Source organism: Kocuria rhizosphaericola, assembly GCF_044462205.1.
GTDB classification, from domain to species: Bacteria; Actinomycetota; Actinomycetes; order Actinomycetales; family Micrococcaceae; genus Kocuria; species Kocuria rhizosphaericola.
Window position 1 is genome coordinate 1 of the sequence record NZ_JBISWK010000107.1, and the last position, 25,083, is coordinate 25,083.

Below are 25,083 nucleotides of genomic sequence, written 5' to 3' on the forward strand. Positions count from 1 at the left end.
GCTCAGCGGGTCGGCGCCGGCGGCCACGTTGCGCAGGCCCTCCTTGACGAGCGCCTGGGCCAGCACGGTGGCGGTGGTGGTGCCGTCGCCGGCGATGTCGTCGGTCTTCTTGGCGACCTCCTTGACGAGCTCGGCGCCGATCTTCTCGAACGGCTCGTCGAGCTCGATCTCCTTGGCGATGGACACGCCGTCGTTGGTGATCGTGGGGGCGCCCCAGGCCTTCTCGAGGACCACGTTGCGGCCGCGCGGGCCGAGGGTGACCTTGACGGCGTCGGCCAGGGTGTTCAGACCCCGCTCGAGACCGCGGCGTGCCTCTTCGTCGAAAGCAATCATCTTTGCCATGTGACTTCGTCCCTCCTGGACGGTAGACAAACGGTCGACCTCCACGGTGCCCGCGACGGACGGCGCGCACGACGGCGGACTCTTCCCGACGCCGCGCGGCACCTCACCGTGGTGGTTGAGGTGTCACTCCTGTGCCGGTGGCTGCCCGGGTCGGGCCGGGGACCGATCCATTAGCAGTCCACACGACTGAGTGCTAATCGCAATCTTGGCACTCGTCCTCGGAGAGTGCAAACCCCTGAGCCGATTCCGCTCAGCCCTGCCACTCCTCGCGGAGCACGCCGTAGACCATGCGGTCGTAGTACTCGCCGCGGACCTTGCGGGCCCGGCGGATCCGCGCCTCCTCCGTGAAGCCCAGCTTCACCGCGACGCGGCACATGCCCACGTTGCCGCTCCACGTCTCGAGGTCGAGGCGGTGGGAGTCGGAGCGGGCGAAGAGGTGGTCGATCCACAGCCGCATGGCCTCGGTGCCGTAGCCGCCGCTCCAGTGCTCCGGGGAGTACACGGTGATGCCGAGGGAGCGCAGCGGCAGCAGGTGCGTGCCGTCTCCGGGATCCTCGGTGGGCTTCTCCGACCAGTACCAGGACACCTGCCCGATGAACCGGTCGTCGGCGGCATCGGCGATGACCATCGTCTCGCGGGGATCCGGCCAGTCCCCCGCCGCCACGCGCTCGCGGAGGGTGCCCAGCCAGCGCTGCGCGCCCTCGGCGGTGAAGTTCGGGTAGAACGGGCCGTCCGTGCGCTGCCACTCGTGCTCGCCGCCGTCCGCGGGCGGCATGATCCAGGACTCGTAGGCCGCGAGGTCCTCCTCGGTCCAGTCGCGGAGGCGGACTCTGCTTCCTTCGATCTGCACGGCGGTTCCTTCCGGTGTCGTCGGGGGTCTCGTCGGGTGGGTCGGTGTCGTCGGGGGCAGTGCTGTCGGGGGTGAGCGGAGGCAGGGGCCGGGTGGGGCCGGAGCGGGTCAGGGGGCCGGGGACGTGGTTCCCGGCGCCGGGGCGGCGTCGCCGGGGGCGTTGAGGAACGAGAACACCCCGACCCCGAGGGTCAGCACGCCGGCCAGGACGATGGCGGTGAGCTCCCGGGTGCCCACGCGGACGGTCGGCCGGAGGCCGCGGTGGGCACCCTGGCGGGGTCCGTGCTCGGGGACGTCGTCGAACTCGTCGTGCGGGTACTGGGTCATCCCTGGTCTCCTCGCTGCCGGCGCAGCCGCGCCACGAGCATCGGGTCGTGCTCGAGGGCGGCGCGGGTGTCGATCAGGACGTTGAGCCGCTGGTAGTAGTGGGTGGGCGAGAGGTTCAGGCGGCGGCGGATCTCCATCTCCTTCGCCCCCTGGTACTTCCACTGCAGGTTCTCGAGCGCCAGGATCTCGCGGTCGACCGCGTCCAGGCCGGTGGCGTCGGCGTCCGGCGTCCCGTCGGATTCCCCGACCGTCTCCTCGTCCGGCGACGGGTCGGACGCGGCCTCCCCTTCCGGCACCGGCTCCGCGCCGGGTGCGTCGTCGTCGGGCAGGGCGTCCCCGGGCACGGTGTCCTCGCCGGTCACCGCGACGCGGCCCGGGGCCGCACGGAGACGCTCGTCAGCTGCGCGTCCTCGCCCGCGTCGACGACGGCGCGCACCGCCGCGGCCACGGACTCCGGGCGGATGTAGCGCTCCGGGACGTACTCATTGCCCAGTCTCGCCTGGATGTCGCGCTGCATCTGCGTGTCGACGGGACCGGGGTGCACCGAGCTGACCACGATCCCGTCGCCCTCGACCTCCTGGCGGAGCGAGTCGGCGAGCGCGCGCAGGGCGAACTTCGAGGCCGCGTAGACGGCGTCCCCGGCGTGGGCGGTGAGTCCCGAGCCGGAGTTGAGGAACACGACCTTGCCCCGGGCTGCCCGCAGGGCGGGCAGCAGGAGCCGGGTCAGCTCCGCGGGGACCACCACGTTGAGCTCGAGCTGCGCCCGCCAGTCCGCCACGGAGGCTGCCTCCACGGTGGTGCGCCCCGCGACGGCCGCCGAGTGCACGAGGACGTCGACCCGGTCCAGATCAGCCACCACGGCCGGCAGGGCCGCGACGTCGGTCAGGTCGGCGGCGCGGACGGTGACGTGCGGGAGGCCTGCGAGCTCGGCCAGCCGGCCGGCGTCGCGGCCCAGCGCCAGGACGTCGTGGTCGCGGGCGAGGTCCACCACGCACGCGCGGCCGATGCCTCCGGTGGCCCCGGTGACGACGGCGAGGGGTCGGGTCTCGGTGGGGGAAGCGCTCATGCGCCCACTCTAGCCAGTCCGCCGCCGGTCCCGCCCGCCTCCGGACGGAACGGGCCGGGACGGCGACCACCCCGGTATCCTGGCCCGCAGCCGATCACGCGGAGGAGCGCCATGGCAGCCGACCCCCAGCCCACGGGAGATCCCGGGGCGGACCCGGACAGTGCGGAGAAACCCTCGTCCCCGACGCAGATCACGTGGCCCGCGTGGGGCTACATCCTGCGCCGGTCGGTCCACGAGTTCCGCCGCGACGCGTGCACGGACTCCGCGGCGGTGATGACGTTCTTCGCCGTGCTCTCCATCTTCCCGGGGCTGCTCACGGTGGTGTCGACGCTCGGTGTCGTCGGCCAGGCCGAGGCGACCACCAGGACCCTGCTGCGCCTGCTGGACGAGTTCGGTGCCCCTGAGGGGGCCGTGGCCGTGCTCGAGGGGCCGATCGGCGAGCTCACGGCCTTCCCGGCCGCGGGCCTGGCGCTGGTCACCGGTCTGGCCGGTGCCCTCTGGACGGCCTCGGGCTACGTCCGGGCCTTCGGGCGGTCCATGAACCGGATCTACGAGGTCGAGGAGGGGCGCCCCGTCTGGAAGCTCTACCCCTTCATGATCGGCGTGACCCTGTCCCTGGTGGTCCTCGTGGTGGGCATGATGCTGCTCCTGTTGCTCTCCGGGCCGGTCGCCGAGAGGATCGGCGGGCTGATCGGGCTGGGCGGGGCGGCCCTCCAGCTCTGGCACGCCGCCCGGATCCCGGTCCTGCTGATGCTGCTCGTCCTCATGATCGCCCTGCTCTACTACGCCACGCCGAACGTCCGGCAGCCGAGGTTCCGGTGGCTCAGCATCGGCTCGGTGGTCGCCATTCTGGTCATGGCCGCGGCGACCACCGGATTCAGCTTCTACGTGTCCAACTTCAACAACTACAACGCCACCTACGGCGCCATCGGCGGCGTGATCGTCCTGCTGCTGTGGACGTGGATCATGAACATCGTGCTGCTCGCCGGGGCCGAGCTCAACGCCGAGATCGAGCGCGGCCGCCAGCTCCAGGCGGGGATCGAGGCCGAGGAGAACCTGCGGCTGCCACCGCGGGACCTCCGGGGCGTCCGGAAGCTGCAGTCGAAGGAGGAGGAGCTGGTCGAGGAGGGCCGCGCGCTGCGCCGCCGGCACTCCGGCCCCGGCCGGCGGGGCACCGACCACGGGAACACCGACCGGCGGGACACCGGCCACCGGGAGGACGCCCCGGCCGGGGACGGTGCGAGCCCGGCCTAGAGTGGTGCCCGGCACACCCGCAACCGCACCGAGACCCGCACCGAGGAGCACCGTGAGCGAGCCCCAGCCCCTGGACAGGATCATGGCCCCCGACTGGGCGGAGGCCCTCGCCCCCGTGGAACCGCGGATCCGGCAGATGGGCCGGTTCCTGCGCGAGGAGCACGCGGACGGGCACCGCACGCTCCCGGAGGGCGCGGCGGTCCTGCGTGCGTTCCAGGACCCGCTGGAGCAGGTCAGGGTGCTGGTCGTCGGCCAGGACCCCTACCCCACGCCCGGCCACGCCATGGGACTGTCCTTCTCTGTCCAGCCCCACGTGCGCCCCGTGCCGCGCTCCCTGCAGAACATCTACAAGGAGCTGCGGGAGGACGTCGGCATCGACCCGCCCGAGCACGGGGACCTCTCGGCGTGGTCGCGGCAGGGCGTGATGCTTTTGAACCGCGTCCTCACCGTGCGCGAGGGCGCTCCCGCCTCCCACCGCGGCAAGGGCTGGGAGGCCGTCACGGAGCGCGCCATCCAGGTCCTCGCCGCCCGTGGGACCCCGCTCGTGGCCATCCTATGGGGACGCGACGCCCGCAGCACCGCCGCGTGGCTGGACGGCTTCCCCACGGTCGAGTCCGCGCACCCGTCCCCGCTGTCCGCGTCCCGGGGCTTCTTCGGCTCCCGGCCGTTCTCCCGCACCAACCAGCTCCTGGAGCAGCAGGGAGCGGAGCCGGTCGACTGGCAGCTGTGACCCCGGCGTCCGGCAGGCCTCCGTTAGGGTGGGCGACATGACGACGACCCCCGGTGTCAGGCCCGCGAGACCGCGCAAGCCGCAGCTGAACCTGACGGTGCGCTCCCGTGAGCAGCTGTCCCCGTCGATGGTCCGGGTGGTCCTGGGCCTCGACGAGCCCGAGCGCTACGCGGACATCGACCCGCCGGAGAAGTACGTCAAGCTCGTCTTCCTCCACCCCGGCACGGAGGACCTCGGCACGGCACAGCCGGGCGCGGAGGACCCGGGCACGGCGCCCGGACGGAACCCGGACTACTGGGAGCTCAAGGAGACCCTGCCGGGTGACCGGCAGCCCGTCACCCGCCACCTCACGATCCGCCGGTACGTGCCCGAGCGGAACGAGCTGTGGATGGACTTCGTGCTGCACGGCGACGAGGGCTTCGCCGGCCCCTGGGCGGCCCGCGCCGAGCCCGGGGACCGCATCATCGCCCTGGGCCCGGGCGGCAAGTGGATGCCCTCCCCGAACGCCGCGTGGACCCTGATCGCCGCTGACGACGCCGCGGTCCCCGCCGCGCTCGCCGTCCTGGAGGCCCTTCCCGCATCGGCGCAGGGCGAGGTGCTCCTGGAGGTGGACTCGCCCCGCGACGTCCAGCCGGTCTCCGGACCGGCCGGGATGGCGGTGCGCTGGGTGTTCCGTGCGGACGTCGGGCCCGGGGAGGACCCGGCCCTGGTGCGGGCCGTGCGAGAGGCCGGCTGGCCCACGGCCCCGGAGGGGGTGCAGGTCTTCGCCCACGGCGAGCGAGAGCTGATGAAGGCCCTGCGCGAGGAGCTGTTCACCCGCCGCCGGCTGGAGCGGGACCAGGTCTCGCTGTCCGGCTACTGGGCGCAGGGCCGCACCGAGGACGTGTTCCAGTCGGAGAAGAAGCTCCCGGTCGGGAAGATCATCTGATCCGGATCCCCGAGTGGTGGTCGATCCGGCCGGGGATGCCGAGAAACGGCTCCCATGACGGGGCCCAGCTGCTGCGGGATGAAGCCGACGCGGTCCAGGCCCGGACCACCCGGTCGACCTGCACCGGGATGCCCCCGCACCAGGTGCTCCTGGCCTCACGGTCCGAGCCCGTCCCGGTGCGGACGGCGATCGAGGTGGTGCTGCCCGGACCGTGCGCGGAGCCCGACCAGGCGTCCGCCCTCCTCCACGGGGCAGCCGGTGTCGGTGACGTGCTGGGAGAACAGCCGCGGCACCGGTGCATCCCGCACTCCGCAGTTGGTGCCCACGAGAAGTTCCTCGGCATCGTCCGCGAACCGGAGGCGGCTGCGCACCGCACCGAAACCCGGCTCGGGAGGTCCGCCGGGCCAAGGCGCTGTGGTGGGCCGCGGCGGACGGAACCGCTGCGAGGGGCCACGCAGGAGCCGTGGTCCAGGGCTCCATGACGGGGCCCGTTCGGGCCGGCCGGCCCGATGCCTATCTTCTCGGCTCGTACCGCATCGCCACTGCACCCGAGCCGAGCTCCAGCCGGCCCACGAGCGTCAAGTCGACATGCTTCGACAGCCCCGCGAACAACGTCGGCCCGTGGCCCGCGAGCCTGGGATGCACCACGAACTCGTACTCGTCGATCAGTCCCAGCTCCGTCAATGCGAGGGGGAGCTTCACGCCTCCCACGAGCAGTCCCTTGCCCGACTCCCGCTTGAGTTGCCGAACGGCCTCGCCCAGATCCCCCCGCACGAGTTCCGCGTTCCAGCCGACCTGCTCCAGGGTGCTCGACACCACGTACTTCCTTGCCGCGTCGATCGTCCGGGCGAAGGGTTCCGTCCCATCAGGTCGCGCTCCCGCCGGCGACCGCCACGCTGATTCCATCATGTCGTACGTCACCCGGCCGAGGAGAAGGGCATCGGCCTGGTCGAGGTTCTCGGCCGCGTGCCGATGCAGTTCTTCGTCCGCGGGGATTGCACGATGATCGCAGCACCCGTCCAACGTGACGTTGATGGAGTACCGGAGGCGTCCCATTTCACGAGAGTACCGCCGACGGGTGACACGGTGATGTGCCGCTTGAACAGTGATCTGATATGGCGGCTCCGGCTGGGGCTCCGGAGATGACGCGAGGCCGGCGGGCTGAGCTGGAGCGGCTTGCTCGTTCGCACACCGCGCCGGTTCGGGAGGCGGGCCGGGCCAGGACGTCGTTGTGGGCCACGGACGGTGTCCCGGACAAGGACGGCCCTGCGTGCTGGGCGACGAGGTCGATGACGGCCCGGGCCCGGGATCGGCAGGCGCATGGTGGCCCGGACACGGCAGGCACGGCGGACCGGCCGTGGAAGGTGGAGACCGTCAAGCCGTCCACAGACCCGAGCCGCGAGTCGAAGCTGCGTGTCGCAGCCGGCATGCACAGGAACCCGCCGGCGGACGCAGCGGTGTTCTGCTTCGACGAGAAGACCCGGATGCGGACTCCGGACCGCACCCGGCCGACGGGACCGGGCCGGGGCGGGACGACGATCCACGAGCACAGGAGAAGCGCCGCCCTGGAGCCGTTCGCCGTGCTGAGCGTGGGCTCCCGGGCGGTGCTGCACGACGCCCGCCGCTCCCAGGCCGGCCGTGACGTGCCGGCGTTCTTCCGCTGGGTCGACATGCGCGTCGACCCCGGCATGGAGGTGCACGTCATCCTGGACGACCTGTCGGCTCACGAGGGCTGACCCGTCCGTGGCTGGCCGGCCCACGAGGGCTGACCCGTCCGTGGCTGGCCGGCCCACGAGGGCTGACCCGTCCGTGGCTGGCCGGCCCACAGGACACACCGCCGCCGGCACCTGCACTTCACCCCGGCGGCTCGTCATGGCTCGACCTCGCCGAGCGATGGTTCTCCGTGCTCATCAGCGAAGCCCCCGAAGCTGCGAAGCCCCGACCGGCACCAGCTTCGTCTCAGTCGCCGAACTCGACACCCGGAGCCGCTGCTGGGCCTCCCACGGGATCGACAACCCGGAGCCCTCGGTCCGGCCCGGACCCGCCGACGAGGTCCTCGACGAAGTCGCCCGCGGACAAGCCACCTTCGACCGGATCGACGGATTCACGACACACCGCTCGTCCCACCGGACCCGTGCCCGGCCGAGACGGACCGCGGCCGGGCGAGACGGACCTCGGCCGGGCGAGACGGACCTCGGCCGGGCGAGGCGGGACTCCGCGATCAGCCCTTGTGGTGTCCGACCCGGTGGGGACCATGGAGCATGACCATCACCGCCGGCCGGCCGTGGATCCTGGAGGAGTCTCTCCGCGAGGACACGGCCGTGGCCGGGATCGACCGGGAGTACGCCTGTGCCGTGGCGGAGCTGATCGAGGACGCCCGGGCGGAGGCCCGGGCCGCGGGCCGGCAGTTGCGGGGGATCCACCGGATGTGGCAGCTGCAGGAGCAGGCCCACGAGCGGCGGCGGACGGCCCGGGCGCGCCGGTCTGACGAGCGCACCCGGGGTTCCGGGCAGCGCCCTCCGGAGCCGGAGAAGCGCACTGCGCTGGACGTGGCCGACGAGATCGGCCCGGCCCTGCGGCTACCGGCGGGCACGGCGGTGCGGCGGGTGGAGAATGCGATCCTGCTGGCCGAGTTCCTGCCTCGGGTCCTCGAGGCCCTCGAGTCCGGGGCGATCGCCCTGCGGCAGGCCGAGGTGATCGTGGACCTGTGGCGGGACGTGGTGGGTGATGCCTGCCGGCCGCTCGAGCAGTGGACACCGGGCGAGGCCGTGGCCGACGTCGTGGACGAGCTGCTGGGGGCGGCGCCGGCGGTCACCGCGGCGCAGCTGCGGGCGCTGGCCCGGCGGCGGCGGGCGAGGCTGCTGGCCGGGTCCGAGGAGGATCGCCACCGGGCGGCCCACCGGGGACGCACGGTGTGGATAGAGCCCGAGGCGGACGGCATGGCGCGCCTGTGCGCTCTCCTGGACGCGGCCACCGCCCACGCCGTCCATGCCCGTCTCACGTCCATCGCCGCCCGTGTGGACCCGCACAGCCCGTCACCCGACGTGCCGGAGTGTGCCGGTGACCACCAGGGCGACGGAACCGACCTCGGCGACGGCTGGGGCCAGGGCCACGGGGAGGACGGAGCGCGCACGATCGGGCAGCTGCGCGCGGACGTGCTCGCTTCGCTGCTGCTGGACGGGGAGCCCGCCCGGATGCCCGAGCACCTGCGCGGGATCCGCGGGCAGGTCACGGTCACCGTGCCCGTGCTCGCCCTGTTGGAGCGCAGCGCACAGCCATCCCGCGGCAGGCTCCCCGGCCGGCGACCGAACGACGGCGGGATCTCCGGCCGGCCACCGACCCGAGGCAAGCTCCCCGGCCGGCCGCCGAACGACGGCGAGCCGGCCGGTGGCGGGGCGCTCGCTGGGACCTCGGGATGCGCGGAGCTGGCCGGCTACGGGCCGATCCCGGTGAGCGTGGCCGAGCGGATCGCCGCCGGCGCGGGATCCTGGTCGAGGGTTCTGACGCACCCGGTCACCGGCACGGTCCTGGATCACGACCGCACCACCTACGCCGTGCCGGCCGACCTCAAGCGCCGGCTCCGAGCGAGGGACGGGACCTGCCGGTTCCCCGGATGCCGGCGCCGGGCCGAGCACTGCGACCTCGACCACACCGTGGCCTGGGTCGACGGCGGGCCGACCGCCGCAGGCAACCTCGCCCACCTGTGCCGCCACCACCACGTCCTCAAGCACCGGCACGGGCCGCTCGGGCGGTGGCGGGTCCGACACCGCGACACGCGAGCCCGGGAGGGCGTCCTGGAATGGACCTCGCCGGCAGGACGCGTCCACGTGACCTACCCCCAGGAGCACCACCATCCCGTGCTCTCACCGCTGCGGATCCTCGACAGCCTGCCCATCGACGCCCCGCCACCGCCCGAGCGACGACCGACCGGCCCGCCAGCGACCGTCCCACCGCCGCCCGAGGACTCGTGGGCATTCCGCGGCCCGGCGCCCTCCGACGTCCGGCCCCACGACGACCCGCCCCCGTTCTGACCCCGATCGGCAGGTCAGCGGCGCCGGTTGCGCCGTGAGCTGGTGCCGTTGAGGTGTCCCACGAAGGGGCGCATGAGGTACTTGCCGAGCACCACCCCGGAGGCCAGGGCCACGATCGAGGCCATCGCGTTCACGAGCCCCACGATCCCGGGGCCGTAGGTGTCCGTCTCCACGGTGATGGTGTACATGCCGCGGAAGATGGACAGCCCGGGCAGCAGGAACGTCATTGCGGGGATCGCCAGGACCAGCTGGGGAATCCGTTGCCGGGCCGCGAGCACGGTCGCCACGCACCCGCTGGTGACCGCCGCGAGCGCCGTGTCCAGGCGGGCGCCCAGACCGATGGCCATGCCGGTGTGGTAGACCACGAGGCCGCCGAGGGCGGCGACCACGGTGGAGAGCACATGGCGGGGCTTGGCCTGCATCGTGACCGCGATGAGCCCGGTGGCGATCAGCAGGAACACGGAGTTGGTCAGCGGCCCCACCGGGTCGAAGGCGCTCTGCGAGACGTCGAACCGGGGCACGCCCACGTAGCCGGCGATCGAGACGCCGCCCGCGATGCCGGCCACGAGGCCGAGGAACGCCATGGACGTGGAGAGCAGCCGTCCGGCCGCCGTGACCGGGAAGCCGTTGATCGCGTCCTGCATGGTGGAGACCATGCGGGCGGTGGGCAGGAGCAGGATGATCCCGCCCGCGATGACCCGAGCCGGCGACAGGTCGACACCGGCCCAGGACAGCAGCAGGGCCAGTGTGGTGAGGATCCCGGACTGAGCGGCCAGGGTGAAGAACTCGGGGATCCGCCAGACCCCTAGCCGGTGCGCCACGAGCTGGTTGACCACCGAGGACACACCCGCGACCAGCGCTCCCAGGACGCCGCCCCCGATGCCGACGGTGATGGACATCGCCGCGACGGTCGTGGCGGCCCGCACCATCCACCGGGCATAGGGCTTGGGCTTGGCGTTGATCGCCTCCAGGCGCCGTTCCGCCTCGCCGCGGGGCATCTCTCCTCCCGTGATGTCCGCGACGAGCTGGTGCGTCTCGGCCAGGCCCGCGTAGTTGTCCGTCCAGGAGCGCACGACCCGCATGACGGTGTGGCTGTTGGTGTCCGGATCGTTGAAGACGTCCTCGCGGGTGCGGGTGTCCTCGCCGTCGGCACGGTCGTCGTCGTCGGCGACGTAGTTGATCGTGACGGCCTGGTTGGTGATGTCCACCTCGACGTTCTCGACCCCGTAGGTGGCGCACACGGCGATGATGGCGTTCTCGACGTCGAGGGCGTCCGCGCCGTAGTGGAACATCGTCTCCGCGAGCCGCAGCGCGAAGTTCAGGGTGCGCCGGGCCTGCCGGCTGGTGGACTCCCCGAACCGGCGCAGGTTCGCGAAGGGCGAGGCGTTGAGCCGTTCCACCACGCGCATGGGGGCGGTCGGGGCGGCCTCCCCCTGCAGGATGGACCGCAGCCGGGAGCGCCCGCCGGGCCGGGTCCCCTGCGCCCGGGTGGAGGGATAGGCGCCCCGCTGCATCCGGTCGGAGCTCTTGCCGGGGGCCGGGAGGGGTCCGATCGTCGTCGTCTCCGGGCGGGAGACGGGGACCGTGTCGGTGCGGCGGCGCCGGCGGGCCGACGCCGCGAGGGGCACGGTTTCGGCGGCGGAGAGCTGCTCCCGGCGCTGCTGCGGTTCGGGGGTGTCCCCGTGCCGGCGGATCTGGCTCGTGCTGAGCACGGGCAGCGCCTGCGGGGCGTCGGGCACCACGTCGGGCACGGCGGTCCCCGCACGGCGCCGGGCGTGGAGGGCCTGGGCCTCGGTGGGGCGCACCGCGGGCAGTCCCGCACCGTGCCGCGCGACCGGTCGGGCGGCGCCCGTGAGCGTCGTGTCCCCGCCGGGCCCGAACGGCTCCACGACGTGGACGTCGGGCTCCTCACCCCCGTCCGACGAGGGGTAGGCGGCGAACGGGCGCAGGGGGGCGCGCTGGTCGGTCACCACGCGGTGTTCCTCCTTCCGGGACGCGGGAGCGGGGGGGTCCGGCGGGCGGTCGGGGCCGGGTCAGTAGAAGGGCTGGCCCGTGCGGCGGACCCAGAGCTGGCGCTGGACCTTCTCGGCCACGTTGGTCCAGACCGCGTACTTGGCCGGGCTCAGGACCTGGTCGTGGACGCCCACGAAGTCGACCACGGTCTTGGTGAAGCTCGTCTTGAACAGGCCCAACCCGTAGTAGGGGTGCTCCTTGTTCTTCAGCTGGTCGCTCGGCGGCGTGCCGCAGAAGTCGTACTCGACGATCCCGTGCTCCCGCATGAGGTCCGTGATCGCGGTCCACTGCAGCAGGTGGGAGTCACCGTACTGGCGGCGCCGGGGCTTCGAGCCGCCGTCCTTGTAGGTGCCCTTGTTCCCGTAGGCGATGACGTAGGCGCCCACGGAGGGCTCGCCGTCCTCGTAGGTGAAGTACAGCCGGCCCTGACCGGCCTGCTCGAACGCCGTCCAGAACTTCGCGTAGTACTCGTAGGAGCGCAGGTTCACGTTCGCGTCCCCCTGCCCCACGGTGTCCATGAGCGCATACATCCGGCGCATGTTCTGCTCGGTGAGCTCGACCCGTTCGACCGTGCAGCCCTCCCGCAGGGCCCGCCGGACGGCGTTGCGCCCGCGGGAGTGCAAGGACTTCAGCACGGCCTCCTCGTCCCGGTCGGTGTCCAGGACGGCGGTGGAGTCGTTGGGCTGGATGTTGAAGGACTTCTTCAGCCCGGCCCGCGCGAGCACGCCCCGGGCGTAGTCGGAGTCCGGGACGTCCGGCTCGATCTTGATCGCGAAGACGTGCAGCCGCTGCTCGGCCACGAGCCGGGCGCTGGCCGCGGCGATCCCGGGGATGTCGTCGACGGAGGCGACGTCGGGGCCCTTGATCATGTACCAGAGCTTGCCGAGGGCCGGGACCGCCTTCTCGAGGACCAGGTTGTAGGAGGCCTGCCCGCCGTCGGCGGGCTCGTGCACGAGGTGCAGGGGCCGCCAGCCGTGGTCCGCCTTGACGTCCGCGAAGGACGCGGACTGCAGCATGTTGCCGCCGTGGGGGTTCGCCGTGACGTGGGCGTCCCAGTCGGCGATCTCCTGGGCGGTGGCGAAGCGTGCGGTGAACTCTCGCAAGGCTCTCTCAATCGTCGGGGTCGTCGGGGCCGGCCGGCCGCGGACGGCCGGCGGACCGGTGCACCGGCAGGGGCCGGCCCCGGTCAGTCTAACCGCGCAGGCCTGAGCGGCTTCCGAGCCGTGCCGGGCGGCGCCCGCGCCCCGGGGAACGCCTCTCCGGAGCCTGGTCCCGGGACGGTCCCGGGGGCCGCGCTGTGTATTCTGTTCGAGCGGTTCGCACCGGCAGGTCCGCGTCTCGCACCAGAGGGAGCCCGCCCCGATCCCAGGCGCGGTCCGGACCAGGGAGGTGGCGGCAGCCGTGGGTGGACCGGGCGGGCGGTGGAGCATCGCCCGCGCCGCGGTACTCGTGACCGGGCTGACCGCCGCCTCCACCGTCCTCGGCTTCCTCCGGGACGTCGTGGTCGCTGCCGTCTTCGGGGCGAGCGCCGAGCTCGACGCGTGGCTCGTGGCGCAGGGCGTGCTCAACGTCGTCCTCGGCCTGCTGGCCTGGGCGATGGCCCGCTCCGTGACCCCGGTGACCTCGCGGAAGGCCGCCCGGTCCGTGAGGCCGACCTTGTCGAGGGCCTCCGCGACCACGTCGGGGCCCGGGTGCGCCACGGCCGCGGGGATGTGCTGGCGGTACGCCGAGACCGCGGCCATCCAGTCGTCGCCGGCGCCGAAGACGACGTCGTAGTCCCCCTCCGCCACCGCCCGTCGGACGCCGTCGATGAAGCCGGCTCCGTCCCCGCGCGGGCGCGGCACCTCGTGGCGGACCGAGGCCGCTCGCGTGGCACCGAGCATGCCGGGCCCGTCCGGGGTGCCGACGCCCACGTGCCAGCCCGCCCGCTCGAGCGCGCGCGCCGCCGCGAGGGCCCCCCGGTCCCGGCCCGTACCCACGATGAGCGCCCGTCGCGGCGCCTGCACGGCCTGCTCCGGCTGCCGGCGGCGGTGGTCGAGCAGTCGTCGGTCGGCGGTCATCGGTCCTCCATCAGGGTGGGCAGGCATCCCTTCCACGGTAGTCGGCGCATGTGAGAGGCCCGTGAGGCACTTCCGGGCACGACACGGCGCCCGCCCACCGAACGGTGGACGGGCGCCGTGTCCGGACGGTGCGGGACGGTCCTACTCGGCGTCGTGGTCCGTCTCGAGGATCTGCACGAGCGCGTCGAGCGCGTCCTCGGCGCCGGCGCCGTCGGCACGGAGGACGACCTTGTCCCCCTGGCCGGCGCCGAGGGACATCAGCGACAGCACGCTCGAGGCGTCCATGGCCTCGTCCTCGGGCTCGCCCTCGGCGGCGATGGTGATCTCGAGGTCGTACTCCCCTGCCGCCTCGGCGAAGATCGCGGCGGGGCGGGCGTGCAGGCCCACGGACGAGGCGATGGTGGCGGTGCGTTCTGCCATGGTGGTTCTCCTTCGGGTAGCGGGGTCCTGGGTGGCGGACCCCGGTGGTTGGGGTGTGACGTAACGGTGCGGAGCGCGGGTCAGAGCCCGAGCTCGGCGAGCACGCCGAGCTCGGCCCGCACGGCCGCGGAGGCCTCCTCCGCGCTGGGCTGCTCGATCGCGAGCTCGGCGAGGGCCCGGGCGGTGTCGAGGTCGACGCTGCGCAGCACGGCCGCGACCGGCGCCAGTCCCCGGGGGCTCATGGACAGGGTGTGCACCCCGAGGCCCACGAGCACCACGGCGAGCGCAGGATCCGCCGCGGCCTCACCGCAGACCCCCACGTTGCGCGGCCCGCCGCCCTCGGACTCGGCCCGGCGGGCGCCCTCCACGGTGTACCGGATCATGCGCAGCACGGCGGGCTGCCACGGGTTGTTGAGCTCCGCGAGCGAGCCCATCATCCGGTCCGCGGCCATCGTGTACTGGGTCAGGTCGTTGGTGCCCAGGGAGACGAACTCGACGTGGCGCAGGATCTGGTCGGCGGTGACGGCCGCGGACGGCGTCTCGACCATGACCCCGGGAACGCGCAGGCCGGCGGTCTTCGCCATCTCGGCGAAGTCCCGGGCCTCGGAGGTCGTGGCGATCATCGGCGCCATGACCCACACGTCGGCCTCCGTGGCCTTCTCGGCCAGCGCGATCGCCTCGAGCTGCCTCGCCAGCACGCCCGGCACCGACCGGTCCGTGCGGAAGCCGCGAACCCCGAGCGCCGGATTCGGCTCGGCGGTGTCGGTGAGGAAGGGCAGGGGCTTGTCCGCCCCGGCGTCAAGGGTGCGGACCACGACCTTCTTGCCGGAGAAGGACTCGAGGATGGCGGTGTACTGCTCCACCTGCTCCTCGACGGACGGCTCCTTGTCCCGGCCCAGGAAGCAGAACTCGGTGCGCAGCAGGCCCACGCCCTGGGCGCCGGCCGCGGCCGCCGTGCGGGCGTCCTCGGGGGTGCCCACGTTGGCGAGCAGCGGCACCTCGGTGCCGTCCGAGAGCACGCCCCGGCCTTCGAAGGCGGTGCGGGCCGAGGCGCTGCGGACCCAGGCCTCCACGAGCTCCTGCTCCTCCTCGCCGGGCTCCGTGCGGATCTCTCCGGTGGCCCCGTCCACGAACACGCGCGTGCCGTCCGCGAGCGCCTCGACGCCCCGGGCCGCCACGATCGCGGGCAGCCCGAGGTTGCGGGCCAGGATGGCCGTGTGGGACTGCGGCCCGCCGCCGGAAGTGACCAGCGCCAGGACCATCTCGGGGTCCAGGGTCGCCGTGTCGGCGGGCGCCAGGTCCTCGGCGGTCAGCACGAACGGGACGTCCCGCTGCGGCACGCCCGGCATGGGCAGCCCCTGCAGCTGGGACACGAGCCGCGCCCGGACGTCCTCGATGTCCGCGGCCCGCTCTGCCATGTACCCGCCCAGGGCGCGCATCTGGTCGGCGTAGTCGCTCGCGGCCTCCCAGAGGGCGCGCTCGGGAGCGAGCCCCTTCCCGGTGATGAGCTTCGCGGCGTTCTTCAGCAGTGCCTTGTCCCCGGCCATGAGGGCGGTGGACTTGAGCACATCCGCGGCGTCCTTCTCGACGGCGACCTCGGCGCGGCCCTTGAGATCCGCCTTGACGGCGGCCGCGGCCGTCTGCAGCCGGGTCACGGCCGTCTCGGGCTCCTCGTCCCGCAGCGCCAGCCCCGCGGCCGGCTCGGAGACGGGCTCCGGCATGCTCACGAGCTCGCCGATGACGCGGCCCGCGCACACCCCCACGCCTGTCAGTGTCTGCATGGTGTTCCTCTTCCTAAGGGAGACGTTGCCGGACGGGAGCCCGGTGGGATCAGGCGGACGCGGGGACGGTGGCCGCACCGGCGCGCGGGCTCGACGAGTCCGCGACCCTCCCGTGCACACCGCCCACGTGCTTGAGGGCGATGACGAGCACTGCGGTTACCACCGTACCGGCGACGACCGCCAGCAGGAACAGCAGCGGGTTGCCGATCACGGGCAGGACCCACACGCCGCCGTGCGGGGCCGCCAGGGTCACGCCGAAGGCCATGCTCAGCGCACCGGCGGTCGCGCCGCCGGCCATGGTCGAGAGCAGCACGCGCAGGGGGTCGGCCGCGGCGAACGGGATGGCTCCCTCGGAGATGAAGGACAGGCCCAGCAGCCAGGCCGCCTTGCCGTTCTCCTGCTCGGCGATCGTGAAGTAGCGCTTGGCGACCGTCGAGGCGAGGGCCATGGCCAGCGGAGGCACCATGCCGGCGGCCATGACCGCGGCCATGACCTCCTGCGGGGCGGTGTTGGCGGCGGTCGCCGCGCCCAGACCGGCTGCGGCGAACGTGTAGGCCACCTTGTTGATCGGGCCGCCCAGATCGGCGCCCATCATGAGACCGAGGATCGCGCCGAGGACGAGGACGCCCGCGCCCGTCATGCCGTTGAGCCACTCGGTCAGCCAGGCCATGAACGTGGCGATCGGGCCGCCCAGCACCAGCAGCAGCAGACCGGCGGCGAAGATCGTGGCCAGCAGCGGGATGATCACCACAGGCATCAGGGAGCCCAGCCAGCGGGGCAGCCGGGGCTGCGCCAGCCAGTAGGCGGCGAGACCGGCCAGCAGGCCGCCCACGATGCCGCCGAGGAAGCCGGCGCCCATGAAGTTCGCGACCAGGCCGGCCGCGAAGCCGGGAGCGATGCCCGGCCGGTCGCTCAGTCCGTAGGCGATGTAGCCGGCCAGGGCGGGCACCAGCAGGCTCATCGCCAGGTTGCCCATCTTGAACAGGACCGCGCCGATGTACTGGGCGAGGGTGAACTCGCCGAGGTCCCATACGGTGGAGCCGGTCAGCACGTCGTCGGCGATGTTGGCGATGTCGGCGCCGGCCACCATGAACCCGAAGGCCATGAGCAGTCCGCCCGCGGCCACGAACGGGATCATGTAGCTGACACCGGTCATCACGGCCTTGCGGATGCGGGTGCCCCAGCCCTCGTTCCCGCCGGTGGACGCACCCTGCTCGGCGTCCGCGCCGGTCCCGCCCTGCACGCGCGGGGCGTCGGGGTTGCCCGCGTTGGCGAGTGCCTCCTCGATCATGACCTTCGGCTCGTCGATGCCGCGCTTGACCGGCGAGGCGACGTAGGGCTTGCCGGCGAACCGGGAGCGGTCCCGGACGTCGACGTCGGTCGCGAAGATCACCGCGTCCGCCGCGGCGATGGTGGCGGGGTCGAGCTTGGTGAAGCCCGCGGAGCCCTGGGTCTCGACCTGCAGGTCGACCCCCATGTCCTCGGCGGCGTAGGTCAGCCCGTCCGCGGCCATGTAGGTGTGGGCGATGCCGGTGGGGCAGGCCGTGACGGCCACGATCCGCTTGCCGGCGTGCGGGCCGGCGCCCTCGGCGTCGCCCGCGGTCTGCGCGGCGGGCGCGGCGCCTCCGTCGTCGGACCGGGCGTCCACCGAGGCGGGCACCGCGGCGGCGGACGTGGCGCCGGCGGCCCCCGCGCCGGCCGCGGAGGCGCCCTCGGCGGGTGCGGTCTCGGCGGTCCCGCCGAGACCCAGGGCGTCGTCGACGATCCGGACGATCTCCTGCTCGGACCGCGCGGTGCGCAGGGCCGCCACGAAGTCCTTCTTCATCAGCGAGCGGGCGAGCTTGGCCAGCAGCTTCAGGTGCGTCTGGTCGGCGCCCTCGGGCGCCGCGATGAAGAAGACGATGTCGGCGGGGCCGTCCTTGGCGCCCCAGGGGACGCCCTGGGCGAGCCGGGCCATGACCAGGGTCGGCTCGGTCACCGCGGTGGAGCGGCAGTGCGGGATCGCGATGCCGCCGGGGATGCCGGTGGCGGTCTTGTTCTCGCGGGCGATGGCGTCGGCCAGCAGCCCGTCCAGCTGCTCGGCGCGCCCGGTGCGCTGCACCAGGGCGGCCAGCTGGCCGATGACGGTTTCCTTGTCCCCGCCCAGGTCTCGGTCGAGCGAGACCAGGTCGGGTGTGATGAGCTCGGACACAGTGTTCTCCTTGCGCGGCCGGGTCGGTGCCCGGATGGTTCGGATGAGATGCGGTGGGACGAGGTGAGACGAAGTGGGACGAGGTGGGACGAGGTGGGACGAAGCGGGACGAGGTGCGGCGGGTCAGTCGGCGACGGCGCGTGCGGAGAGCTCCCGCACGGTGACCGCCTCCGGGGTGGTTCCGGAGAGGGCCGGCACCCGGGTGCCCGGCAGGGCGGCCGCCGCGGACCCGGAGGCCACGGCCTGCCGCAGGCACTCCGGCGGCCCGTCGCCGCGCTCCTGGGCGATGAGGTAGCCCGAGAGCGAGCTGTCGCCGGCGCCCACGGTGGAGCGCACGGCCACGGGATCGTGGACGGCGTGCCAGGAGCCCTCCGGAACGGTGAGCACCGCCCCGCCGGCCCCGAGGGTGGTGAGGACCGCGCCCAGGCCGCGGTCCACGAGCGCGGCGGCGGTCGCGGCCGCGAGGTCGGGATCGGCCTCGAGCCGTTCGCCGTCGACCGTCCCCACGAGCTCGGCGAGCTCCTCGCCGTTGGGCTTGATGAGGTCGGGCAGGGCGTCGGCGCCGGACGTGGCGCCGCGCAGGGCCGCCCCGGAGGTGTCCACGGCGAACAGGGGCGAATGCTCCGCCAGGGCCGACCGGACGCGGCGGACGATCCGTGCGTAGACGTCCTCGGGGGCGCCGGGCGGCAGGGAGCCGGCCAGGACCACCCAGGAGGCGTCCGCCCCGCGGTGCACGAGGAGCTCGACGACGGCGTCGACGTGCTCGGGGCCCAGCGGTGCCCCCGGGGCGTTGATCTTGGTGGTGGTGCCGTCCGGCTCGGTGATCGTGACGTTGGAGCGGATGGGGGCACCGACGGGCACCGCCTCGTAGGGGACCTCGGCCGCGGCGAGCTCCGTCAGCAGCGGGTCGCCGGGATCGCCAGGCAGCACGGCCAGGGTCGGGACTCCGCTCGCGCGCAGGGCCCGGGAGATGTTCACGCCCTTGCCACCGGCGTCCTGCCGCGCGCCGGCGGCGCGCTGGACGGCGCCGCGGCGCAGCGGGGCCGGGAGCTCGACCGTGCGGTCGAGGGACGGGTTGAGGGTGACGGTGAGGATCACGCGATCACCACCTCGACGTCGGCCTCCTCGAGGGCGGCGGCCAGCTCCGGACCGGGTGCCCGGTCGGTGATGAGCGTGTCGACTTCGTCGAGCGACGCGAAGCGCATGAGGGTCTCCTGATCGTGCTTGGCGGAGTCGCAGAGGACCACGACCCGCCGGGAGGTCTGGATGATGGCGGTCTTGACGACCGCTTCGATGGGGTCCGGGGTGCTCAGCCCGAACGCGGCGTGGAGCCCGTTGCAGCCCACGAACGCGAGGTCCGGGCGCAGCCGCGTGTAGTGCTCCGCGGCCCGTCCGCCGGCGGCGGCCCAGGTGAGCTTGCGGACCCGCCCGCCGACGAGCTCGAGCCCGATGCCCGTGGCGTCGGCGAGCTTGGCGGCGATGTGCAGGGCGTGGGTGATGATGAGCTGCTCCTGCCCGTCCGGCAGCGTGGAGTCGGTGCGGACGATGAGGTCGGCCAGGGCCTCGACGGTGCTGCCGGCGTCGAGCACGACGGCCCCCGCCCCGCTGGTGCGCAGGAGGTCGAACGCCGCCTGCGCGATCCGCCGCTTCTCCGGGGTGTTCAGGTGCTTGCGGGACGCGATGGCCTTCTCGTCGGACGTCGACTGGTCCGCGGAGACTGCGCCCCCGTGCACCCTGCGGAGCCTGCCCGCGGCCTCGAGGGCCGCGAGGTCGCGGCGGACCGTCTCCATGGTGACGTCGAAGCGGCGCGCCAGGTCCGCGCCGTTGACCCGGCGGGTGGTGACCACCAGTTCGGCGATCTCGGCCTGGCGTTCTTCTGCGAACATGGCGTGCACCTCACGGACGAAAACGTTGGACTGTCATTGCGTTCCCTTGAGTTTATGTGAGTTCGTGTGGTTTTACCAGGGGTTGTGGTGACCCACTTCACGAAGAGCCACATTCGGTGGCGCGGCCGGTGCCGGGGTCCGACCTCGTCGTCGCGCACCGTCCCTCCGCCCTCCGGGACGCGGCTATCATCCTGGTGGTGGAGGGCCGCCGCATCGTGGCGCGGGTCGCGCACGAGGCGTTCCCCGCGAGCCGGTTCGCGGCGCCCGCGTCCCCGACGACGCCACCAACGACGCCACCGACGACGCCTCAGAGATGCAGGAGAGCACTCCCCATGACACCCCGTGAGCTCTACGGACGCTTCGCCCTCGCGGAGGCGGTGACCTGGACGCTGCTGATCCTCGGCATGGTCCTGAAGTACACGGGGGTCTCGGAGGCCTTCGTGCCCGTCTTCGGCATGCTGCACGGGCTCGTGTTCCTGGGGTACTGCGTGGTGACCTGCTTCGTCTGGGTCGACCAGCGGTGGTCCGCGGGCTTCGGGGTGCTGGGCCTGGCGAGCGCCTTCGTCCCGTACGCCACGATCCCCTTCGAGCGCCGCGCGCAGCGCTCGGGCCGGCTCGACGGCGGCTGGCGCCTGGCCCCCGGCGGCGACGGTCCCACCACGGTGCTGGAGAGACTCGAGGCCTGGTCCCTCCGCAGCCCGTGGCTGGCGGTGGCGGCCGGCGTGGTCGTCGTCGCGGGCCTCGCCTCGGTGCTCCTCTACCTGGGCCCGCCCGTCCCCCGCGGCTGATCCCGGCGCGCGCCGCGCCGGTTCCTGGCGACCACGGGCCCGGTATAGCGTGGTCGTCAGGACGGCCCCGCCGACCGACGGCGGCGCCACGAGGAGGATCTCCGTGACCAATTTCGCCAACGTCGAGCGCCGGCACCTCGCCGCGCTCCTGCGCCGACTGGGCCCCGACGCCCCCACCCTGTGCGAGGGCTGGAGGACCCGCGACCTCGCCGTGCACCTCGTCCTGCGCGGCGGGCGCCCGGACATCCTCGCCGGCAGGGTGCTGCCGCGGGTGCCCGTGCTGGGCGAGCGCGTCCGCCGCGCCGAGCAGACCGTCGCCGGCCAGCCGTGGGAGGAGCTCGTGCGGAAGGTGGAGCACCCTCCGCTGTACTCGCCCGCACGGCTGGGTCCGGTGGACAAGCGGCTGAACACCGTGGAGTACTTCGTCCACCACGAGGACGTCCGCCGTGCCCAGCCCCAGTGGCACGAGCGCCCGCTGCTGCACGACGAGGAGCAGACCCTGTGGCGGTCCCTGACCCTGATGGCCAAGGTCATGCTCAAGGACGAGGAGGACACCGTGGTGCTCATCGCCCCGTCCTACGGCGCCGTGCGCGGCGGTCGTGGCAGGACGGGGACCGTGCGCGTGCTGCGCGCCGCGCCGAGCGAGCTGCTGCTGTGGGCCTTCGGCCGCCGCGAGCAGGCCAAGGTGGAGCTGACCGTCGAGTAGTCCGTGCCCGCACGGACGCAGGGAGGGGACCGCGCACGGCGCGGTCCCCTCCCTGCGTTCCCGGGCGGTCAGCGGAACAGGTCGGCCCGGACACCCATGATGATCCGGTCACCGGGCCGCGCGGTGCGCATGTACCGGGCGACCTCGTGCTCGTGCAGGGCGATGCACCCTGCCGTGGGCTTCTTGTTCGCGTGCAGGAAGATCGCGAAGCCGTTGCCCTGGACGATGGGCGAGTCGGGCGGGCGGTTGTAGTTGATCACCACGCCCAGCCGGTAGTCGCCGGAGAGCGAGAAGTACCACATGTTCTCGTCGGGCCAGGTGTAGCCGGTGGACTCGAAGTACTTGTTGTAGAGCGTGCCCAGGCGCCCGCCCCACCGCGAGTTCGGGTTCAGCTGCCGGTAGGGCAGCGCGGTGCCCGGGTTGTAGACCCCGAAGGACTCCGTGACCGAGTACGAGCCCTGCGGCGAGAACAGGTACTGCGTGTGCCCCGAGGGCACCCCCGGCCGCTTGAACCCGCTGGCGCCCACGTAGGCCGACGTCCGCCACTCCTCGACGTAGCTGCCGCCGATCCGCACGCAGTTGACGAAGGTGGCCTGGGAGCGCCCGTAGCCCTCGGCGATGGTCAGGGACACCCGTGCCGCGTTGCGGGTCGGCTGCACGGAGCGTCCCGTGTTGAGGTGGTGGCACTCACCGCGGAACAGGTGCGTCCGGGCCCCAGTGGCGCGGCTCCAGGTCACGAGTCCCCGCTGGAACTTCTGGTGGACACTGCCGGTCCCGATCTCGTCCGTGACGGGGTAACCGAGCGACCCGCGCTCGCGTCCCGTGGCGATCCACCGCTGCCCGATGGCGCCGTTCGTCTTGACCGCCCGGGCCCCGGTGGAGGGGCTCCAGTAGATCGTGTGGGCCTTGGTGAAGGACTGCCGGCACCCGCCGGCAGCCAGCCCGCAGATCTCGTCGGTCGTGGGGTACCCGTAGGCCCCGGCCTCGCGTCCGCCGCGGATCCACTTGTGGCCGATGGCGCCCCGGGTGTTCACCGTCCGCGCCCCGGTGGAGGAGCTCCAGAAGATCGTGCGGTTTCCCGAGAAGGACTGCCGGCACCCGCCGGACGACCCGCAGACCTCGTCAGTGGTGGGGTACCCGTAGGCCCCGGCCTCGCGTCCGCCGCGGATCCACTTGTGGCCGATGGCGCCCCGCATGTTCACGGTCCGCGCCCCGGTGGAGGAGCTCCAGAAGATCGTGCGGTTGCTCGAGAAGGACTGCCGGCACCCGCTGCCGGCCAGCCCGCAGGTCTCGTCCTCGACCGGCCAGCCCAGGGCGTCCACCCCGCCGGCGAGGATCCACCGGTGGCCGATCGCGCCCCGCAGCTGCACGAAGTGCGCGCCGTGCGCCTCGGACCACAGGACCACCCCCCTCTCGTGCGGCCACTCCCAGCCGCCCTTCCAGGGGCGCATCCCGGCGATCGGCCCCCCGGTGCGGGCGGCCGCGCGGGCCGCGGCGGCCTCCAGCGCCTGCCGGACCTCGGCGGGCACGTCCACGTCCTCCGCGGCGGCGGCCGCGGCGTCCTGCGCGCCGGCCTCCGGTGCGGCCGGCTGCGCCTCGGCGGGATCCGCCCCTGCGGAGTCCTCAGCCGTCGGCTCGGCCGAGCGCGTCGGCTCGGCCGGATCCGTCGGCTCGGCCGGATCCGTCGGCTCAGCAGAAGCCGTCGGGTCCGCCGGGGCCGTCGCCCGGCCCTCGAGGTCGGGGGCGAGCGTGAGCACGGCACGGGCGGCGGCACCCGCGGCGTCCACCACGCCGTAGGCCACCTCCACCGAGGGGGCGTCGGCCGGCTGCTCGGCAGCAGGCGTCAGGGCGAGGACCGGGTGGCCGGGGACCTCCCAGCCCTCGGGCAGGGACCCGGGCTCATCGTCCGGGGACACCACGCGCAGGGATCCGAGGTCCGTGCGCAGCTCGTCGACGAGCTCGTCGGCCGAGGGGTCCACGAGCAGGAGCCGGACCGCCGCGGGCTCGTCGAGACCGTCGTTGGCCAGGACGTCGACGAGCGCGGTTCCGCCGTCGGTCACGGTGGACTCGTCGTCCACCGGGTCGAGCCGCACGGTCGCCGCGACGGCGCCAGCGGCAGGAGCGGACGGCGCCGTCGGAGCGGCCGAGACACCGGGGGCGGGAGCGGACGGCGCCGCGGACGCCCCCGGGGCGCCGGCGATGACGACCGCGAAGCAGGCCGCGACCGCGGCGGGGATGCGCAGAGCTGAGATCTTCATGAGGGGGTCCCTTGCTGGGCGTTCAGTCGGTGAACTCGACGTAGTGATCGGGGGTGGTGGTGGCGAAGACGCGAACGGCCAGCTCGGTGCCGTGCGCCGCGGAGAAGGCGACGTCGAGGGAGGCGCTCTCCCCGGGGGCGATGGTCGGGAAGGTCTCCATCGGCACGCCCAGGGACTCGTCGAAGACGGGAACCGCCGGCTCCCCGCCGGCGACGGCGACCGGGAAGGACCAGGGCACGGCGTCGACCGGGGTGCTGCCGGTGTTGGTGAGAGTCAATGTGAAGACCTGCACCGGGGTGCCGGGGGCGGCCCGGACGGGACGCTCACCGGTGGTGGCGGGACGGGGGCCCTCCACCACGGCCTCGAGGGAGCCGTCGAGGCGCTGGGTCGTGCCGAAGGATCCGGCGGCGTCCCGGGTGGAGGTGTCGTCGTAGGGGGCCACGTCGTTGCCCGACGGGGCGGAGCTGGCGTCCGGTGTCGCCGGTGCAGCGGTCCCGGTCTGTGCGGAGGTGGTTCCCCCGGCGGCCGAGGCCGCCGACGGGCTGGTGCCGGGAGCGGTAGTGGTGCCCGCCCCCGGATCCCCGGCGCAGCCTGCCAGCGCGACGACGAGCAGTGCCGCGCAGACGGGCCCGAACCGGCCGGCGGGCGTGGGTGGGAAGGGAACTGCCATGGGGGGACTCCTCGACACGGTCCTGGGGGGGGACCGACCGGCACCGCGCCGCCTCCGGATGAGCGGCGGCGCGGTGCCGGTCGTTGGGGGTCACGCTACACGCGCCATTTGCTTTTGTGACTTGAATGACACCGTGTGGCGCGCGGTGCCGCGGCCTCAGGGGCAGGGGCGGACCGAGAGCGACTCCTGGAGCGCGGCGGCGGAGGTCTGGCGGCTGCTGATCCGCCTCAGGCGAGACGAGCAGCTGCTGCTGCACGTGGCCGAGGCGATGGGCAAGGACATCCCGGCGGCGCTGATCGCCGCCTCGGTGCGGGCGACGCTCGTGGGCGCCGCCCAGTTCGACGACCAGCGCAACGCCTTCGCCCGGGTCGCCGTGGTGCCGCAGGAGCCGCTGCCCCACACCGGCGCGTTCGTCACCGCGTCCTCCGCCCGCCGGGACCCGGCCACCGGACGGGTCGAGCACGTCGATGCCTGGGACGGCCTCGCTTTCGTCCTCACGGCCGACGGCTGCCGCCGGCCGGAGCGCCCGGGCCCAGCCCGGCGTACTCCTCGAGGGTCAGCCACGGCTCGGGCTCCAGTTCGGCCCAGCGGGCGCCCACGGCGAGGCCCGTCCGGTGCTCGCTGTGGCCCGGACGGGCGGCGACGGTGTCGGCGGTCTCCTGACCGTGCTGCTGGACGCGGCTTTCGTAGGGCCTCTGTGTCAAGGGAGGGCCGGTTTGTTGGCCGTCAGGTCCTTGAGCATGGTGCGGTAGACGACGTTGCTCAGCCGACGTTTGAGGGCT

General features: G+C 73.5%; 25 protein-coding genes and 1 pseudogene. 9 read left to right on the forward strand and 17 right to left on the reverse strand.

Annotated elements, in window-relative coordinates; all coding sequences use genetic code 11:
• The 5 genes from ACH9D2_RS10880 to ACH9D2_RS10900 form a co-directional block, all read right to left on the reverse strand.
• The coding region (locus tag ACH9D2_RS10880; protein WP_396362848.1) for a TCP-1/cpn60 chaperonin family protein at positions 1–342 on the reverse strand (342 nt) is incomplete at its 3' end.
• Between the two features lie 250 nt (positions 343–592).
• Positions 593–1,192 (reverse strand): GNAT family N-acetyltransferase, encoded by a 600-nt coding sequence (locus tag ACH9D2_RS10885; protein ID WP_396362849.1) that lies wholly within the window; start codon positions 1,190–1,192, stop codon positions 593–595.
• A 108-nt stretch (positions 1,193–1,300) separates the two neighbouring features.
• On the reverse strand, positions 1,301–1,519 hold the full coding sequence (locus ACH9D2_RS10890) for a hypothetical protein (protein ID WP_396362850.1): 219 nt from the start codon (positions 1,517–1,519) through the stop codon (positions 1,301–1,303).
• Positions 1,516–1,863 carry a DUF3263 domain-containing protein gene (locus ACH9D2_RS10895; protein ID WP_396362852.1) on the reverse strand — a complete coding sequence of 116 codons (348 nt, stop codon included), beginning with the start codon at positions 1,861–1,863 and terminating at the stop codon, positions 1,516–1,518. The genes ACH9D2_RS10890 and ACH9D2_RS10895 overlap by 4 nt, the downstream gene beginning before the upstream one ends.
• Positions 1,864–1,877: 14 nt before the next feature.
• Positions 1,878–2,585, reverse strand: a complete 708-nt coding sequence (locus ACH9D2_RS10900) for an SDR family oxidoreductase (protein ID WP_396362853.1) — start codon at positions 2,583–2,585, stop codon at positions 1,878–1,880.
• Positions 2,586–2,696: 111 nt separating this feature from the next.
• On the opposite strand from ACH9D2_RS10900, the gene ACH9D2_RS10905 reads away from it, so the two are divergent.
• Genes ACH9D2_RS10905 through ACH9D2_RS10915 form a run of 3 tightly spaced genes read left to right on the forward strand, consistent with a single transcriptional unit; the run spans position 2,697 to position 5,497 of the window.
• Positions 2,697–3,839, forward strand: coding sequence for a YhjD/YihY/BrkB family envelope integrity protein (locus tag ACH9D2_RS10905; protein ID WP_396362854.1), 1,143 nt, complete (start codon positions 2,697–2,699; stop codon positions 3,837–3,839).
• Positions 3,840–3,891: 52 nt separating this feature from the next.
• Positions 3,892–4,569 (forward strand): uracil-DNA glycosylase, encoded by a 678-nt coding sequence (locus ACH9D2_RS10910; RefSeq protein WP_396362855.1) that lies wholly within the window; start codon positions 3,892–3,894, stop codon positions 4,567–4,569.
• A gap of 37 nt (positions 4,570–4,606) precedes the next feature.
• Positions 4,607–5,497, forward strand: a complete 891-nt coding sequence (locus ACH9D2_RS10915) for an SIP domain-containing protein (RefSeq protein WP_396362856.1) — start codon at positions 4,607–4,609, stop codon at positions 5,495–5,497.
• A gap of 155 nt (positions 5,498–5,652) precedes the next feature.
• Here the strand turns inward: ACH9D2_RS10915 and ACH9D2_RS10920 are convergent, their stop codons facing one another.
• Together ACH9D2_RS10920 and ACH9D2_RS10925 are read right to left on the reverse strand one after the other, a co-directional pair.
• On the reverse strand, positions 5,653–5,823 hold the full coding sequence (locus tag ACH9D2_RS10920) for a hypothetical protein (protein WP_396362857.1): 171 nt from the start codon (positions 5,821–5,823) through the stop codon (positions 5,653–5,655).
• A gap of 187 nt (positions 5,824–6,010) precedes the next feature.
• A complete protein-coding gene (locus tag ACH9D2_RS10925; protein ID WP_396362858.1) occupies positions 6,011–6,553 on the reverse strand; it encodes a dihydrofolate reductase family protein in 543 nt (180 codons plus the stop codon).
• 371 nt (positions 6,554–6,924) lie between these two features.
• On the opposite strand from ACH9D2_RS10925, the gene ACH9D2_RS10930 reads away from it, so the two are divergent.
• Positions 6,925–7,233: a hypothetical protein gene (locus ACH9D2_RS10930; protein ID WP_396362859.1), complete on the forward strand. Its 309-nt coding sequence runs from the start codon at positions 6,925–6,927 to the stop codon at positions 7,231–7,233.
• 525 nt (positions 7,234–7,758) lie between these two features.
• Positions 7,759–9,528: an HNH endonuclease signature motif containing protein gene (locus ACH9D2_RS10935; RefSeq protein WP_396362860.1), complete on the forward strand. Its 1,770-nt coding sequence runs from the start codon at positions 7,759–7,761 to the stop codon at positions 9,526–9,528.
• Positions 9,529–9,542: 14 nt separating this feature from the next.
• Here the strand turns inward: ACH9D2_RS10935 and ACH9D2_RS10940 are convergent, their stop codons facing one another.
• Together ACH9D2_RS10940 and ACH9D2_RS10945 are read right to left on the reverse strand one after the other, a co-directional pair.
• Positions 9,543–11,501: a threonine/serine exporter family protein gene (locus ACH9D2_RS10940; RefSeq protein WP_396362861.1), complete on the reverse strand. Its 1,959-nt coding sequence runs from the start codon at positions 11,499–11,501 to the stop codon at positions 9,543–9,545.
• Positions 11,502–11,561: 60 nt separating this feature from the next.
• Entirely contained in the window at positions 11,562–12,644 is a 1,083-nt protein-coding gene (locus ACH9D2_RS10945; RefSeq protein WP_396362862.1) for a peptidoglycan bridge formation glycyltransferase FemA/FemB family protein, read from the reverse strand.
• Between the two features lie 298 nt (positions 12,645–12,942).
• On the opposite strand from ACH9D2_RS10945, the gene ACH9D2_RS10950 reads away from it, so the two are divergent.
• The gene (locus tag ACH9D2_RS10950) at positions 12,943–13,317 is read left to right on the forward strand and encodes a hypothetical protein (protein ID WP_396362863.1); all 375 of its coding nucleotides are present in this window, start codon (positions 12,943–12,945) and stop codon (positions 13,315–13,317) included.
• A gap of 425 nt (positions 13,318–13,742) precedes the next feature.
• Here the strand turns inward: ACH9D2_RS10950 and ACH9D2_RS10955 are convergent, their stop codons facing one another.
• The 5 genes from ACH9D2_RS10955 to ACH9D2_RS10975 all read right to left on the reverse strand — a co-directional run bounded on the left by ACH9D2_RS10955 (position 13,743) and on the right by ACH9D2_RS10975 (position 19,879).
• Positions 13,743–14,021: an HPr family phosphocarrier protein gene (locus ACH9D2_RS10955; RefSeq protein ID WP_396362864.1), complete on the reverse strand. Its 279-nt coding sequence runs from the start codon at positions 14,019–14,021 to the stop codon at positions 13,743–13,745.
• A gap of 80 nt (positions 14,022–14,101) precedes the next feature.
• A complete protein-coding gene (ptsP, locus tag ACH9D2_RS10960) occupies positions 14,102–15,802 on the reverse strand; it encodes a phosphoenolpyruvate--protein phosphotransferase (protein WP_396362865.1) in 1,701 nt (566 codons plus the stop codon).
• A gap of 49 nt (positions 15,803–15,851) precedes the next feature.
• Complete coding sequence (locus ACH9D2_RS10965; protein WP_396362866.1) at positions 15,852–17,993, reverse strand: PTS fructose transporter subunit IIABC; 2,142 nt, start codon at positions 17,991–17,993, stop codon at positions 15,852–15,854.
• A gap of 123 nt (positions 17,994–18,116) precedes the next feature.
• Positions 18,117–19,091, reverse strand: a complete 975-nt coding sequence (locus ACH9D2_RS10970; protein ID WP_396362867.1) for a hexose kinase — start codon at positions 19,089–19,091, stop codon at positions 18,117–18,119.
• Positions 19,088–19,879 (reverse strand): DeoR/GlpR family DNA-binding transcription regulator, encoded by a 792-nt coding sequence (locus tag ACH9D2_RS10975; protein WP_396362868.1) that lies wholly within the window; start codon positions 19,877–19,879, stop codon positions 19,088–19,090. The genes ACH9D2_RS10970 and ACH9D2_RS10975 overlap by 4 nt, the downstream gene beginning before the upstream one ends.
• 332 nt (positions 19,880–20,211) lie before the next feature.
• On the opposite strand from ACH9D2_RS10975, the gene ACH9D2_RS10980 reads away from it, so the two are divergent.
• Complete coding sequence (locus ACH9D2_RS10980; protein WP_396362869.1) at positions 20,212–20,667, forward strand: DUF3817 domain-containing protein; 456 nt, start codon at positions 20,212–20,214, stop codon at positions 20,665–20,667.
• A 103-nt stretch (positions 20,668–20,770) separates the two neighbouring features.
• Positions 20,771–21,373: a TIGR03085 family metal-binding protein gene (locus tag ACH9D2_RS10985; RefSeq protein WP_396362870.1), complete on the forward strand. Its 603-nt coding sequence runs from the start codon at positions 20,771–20,773 to the stop codon at positions 21,371–21,373.
• A 68-nt stretch (positions 21,374–21,441) separates the two neighbouring features.
• Here ACH9D2_RS10985 and ACH9D2_RS10990 read toward each other — a convergent pair whose 3' ends face one another.
• On the reverse strand, positions 21,442–23,631 hold the full coding sequence (locus ACH9D2_RS10990) for a L,D-transpeptidase family protein (RefSeq protein ID WP_396362871.1): 2,190 nt from the start codon (positions 23,629–23,631) through the stop codon (positions 21,442–21,444).
• 22 nt (positions 23,632–23,653) lie between these two features.
• Complete coding sequence (locus ACH9D2_RS10995; protein WP_396362872.1) at positions 23,654–24,301, reverse strand: hypothetical protein; 648 nt, start codon at positions 24,299–24,301, stop codon at positions 23,654–23,656.
• 268 nt (positions 24,302–24,569) lie between these two features.
• On the opposite strand from ACH9D2_RS10995, the pseudogene ACH9D2_RS11000 reads away from it, so the two are divergent.
• Positions 24,570–24,749: pseudogene (locus tag ACH9D2_RS11000) on the forward strand (two-component system response regulator); the annotation flags it as partial.
• Between the two features lie 46 nt (positions 24,750–24,795).
• On the opposite strand, the gene ACH9D2_RS11005 reads toward ACH9D2_RS11000, so the two are convergent.
• Positions 24,796–25,005, reverse strand: a complete 210-nt coding sequence (locus ACH9D2_RS11005; protein ID WP_396362873.1) for a D-alanyl-D-alanine carboxypeptidase family protein — start codon at positions 25,003–25,005, stop codon at positions 24,796–24,798.
• Between the last annotated feature and the right edge of the window lie 78 nt (positions 25,006–25,083).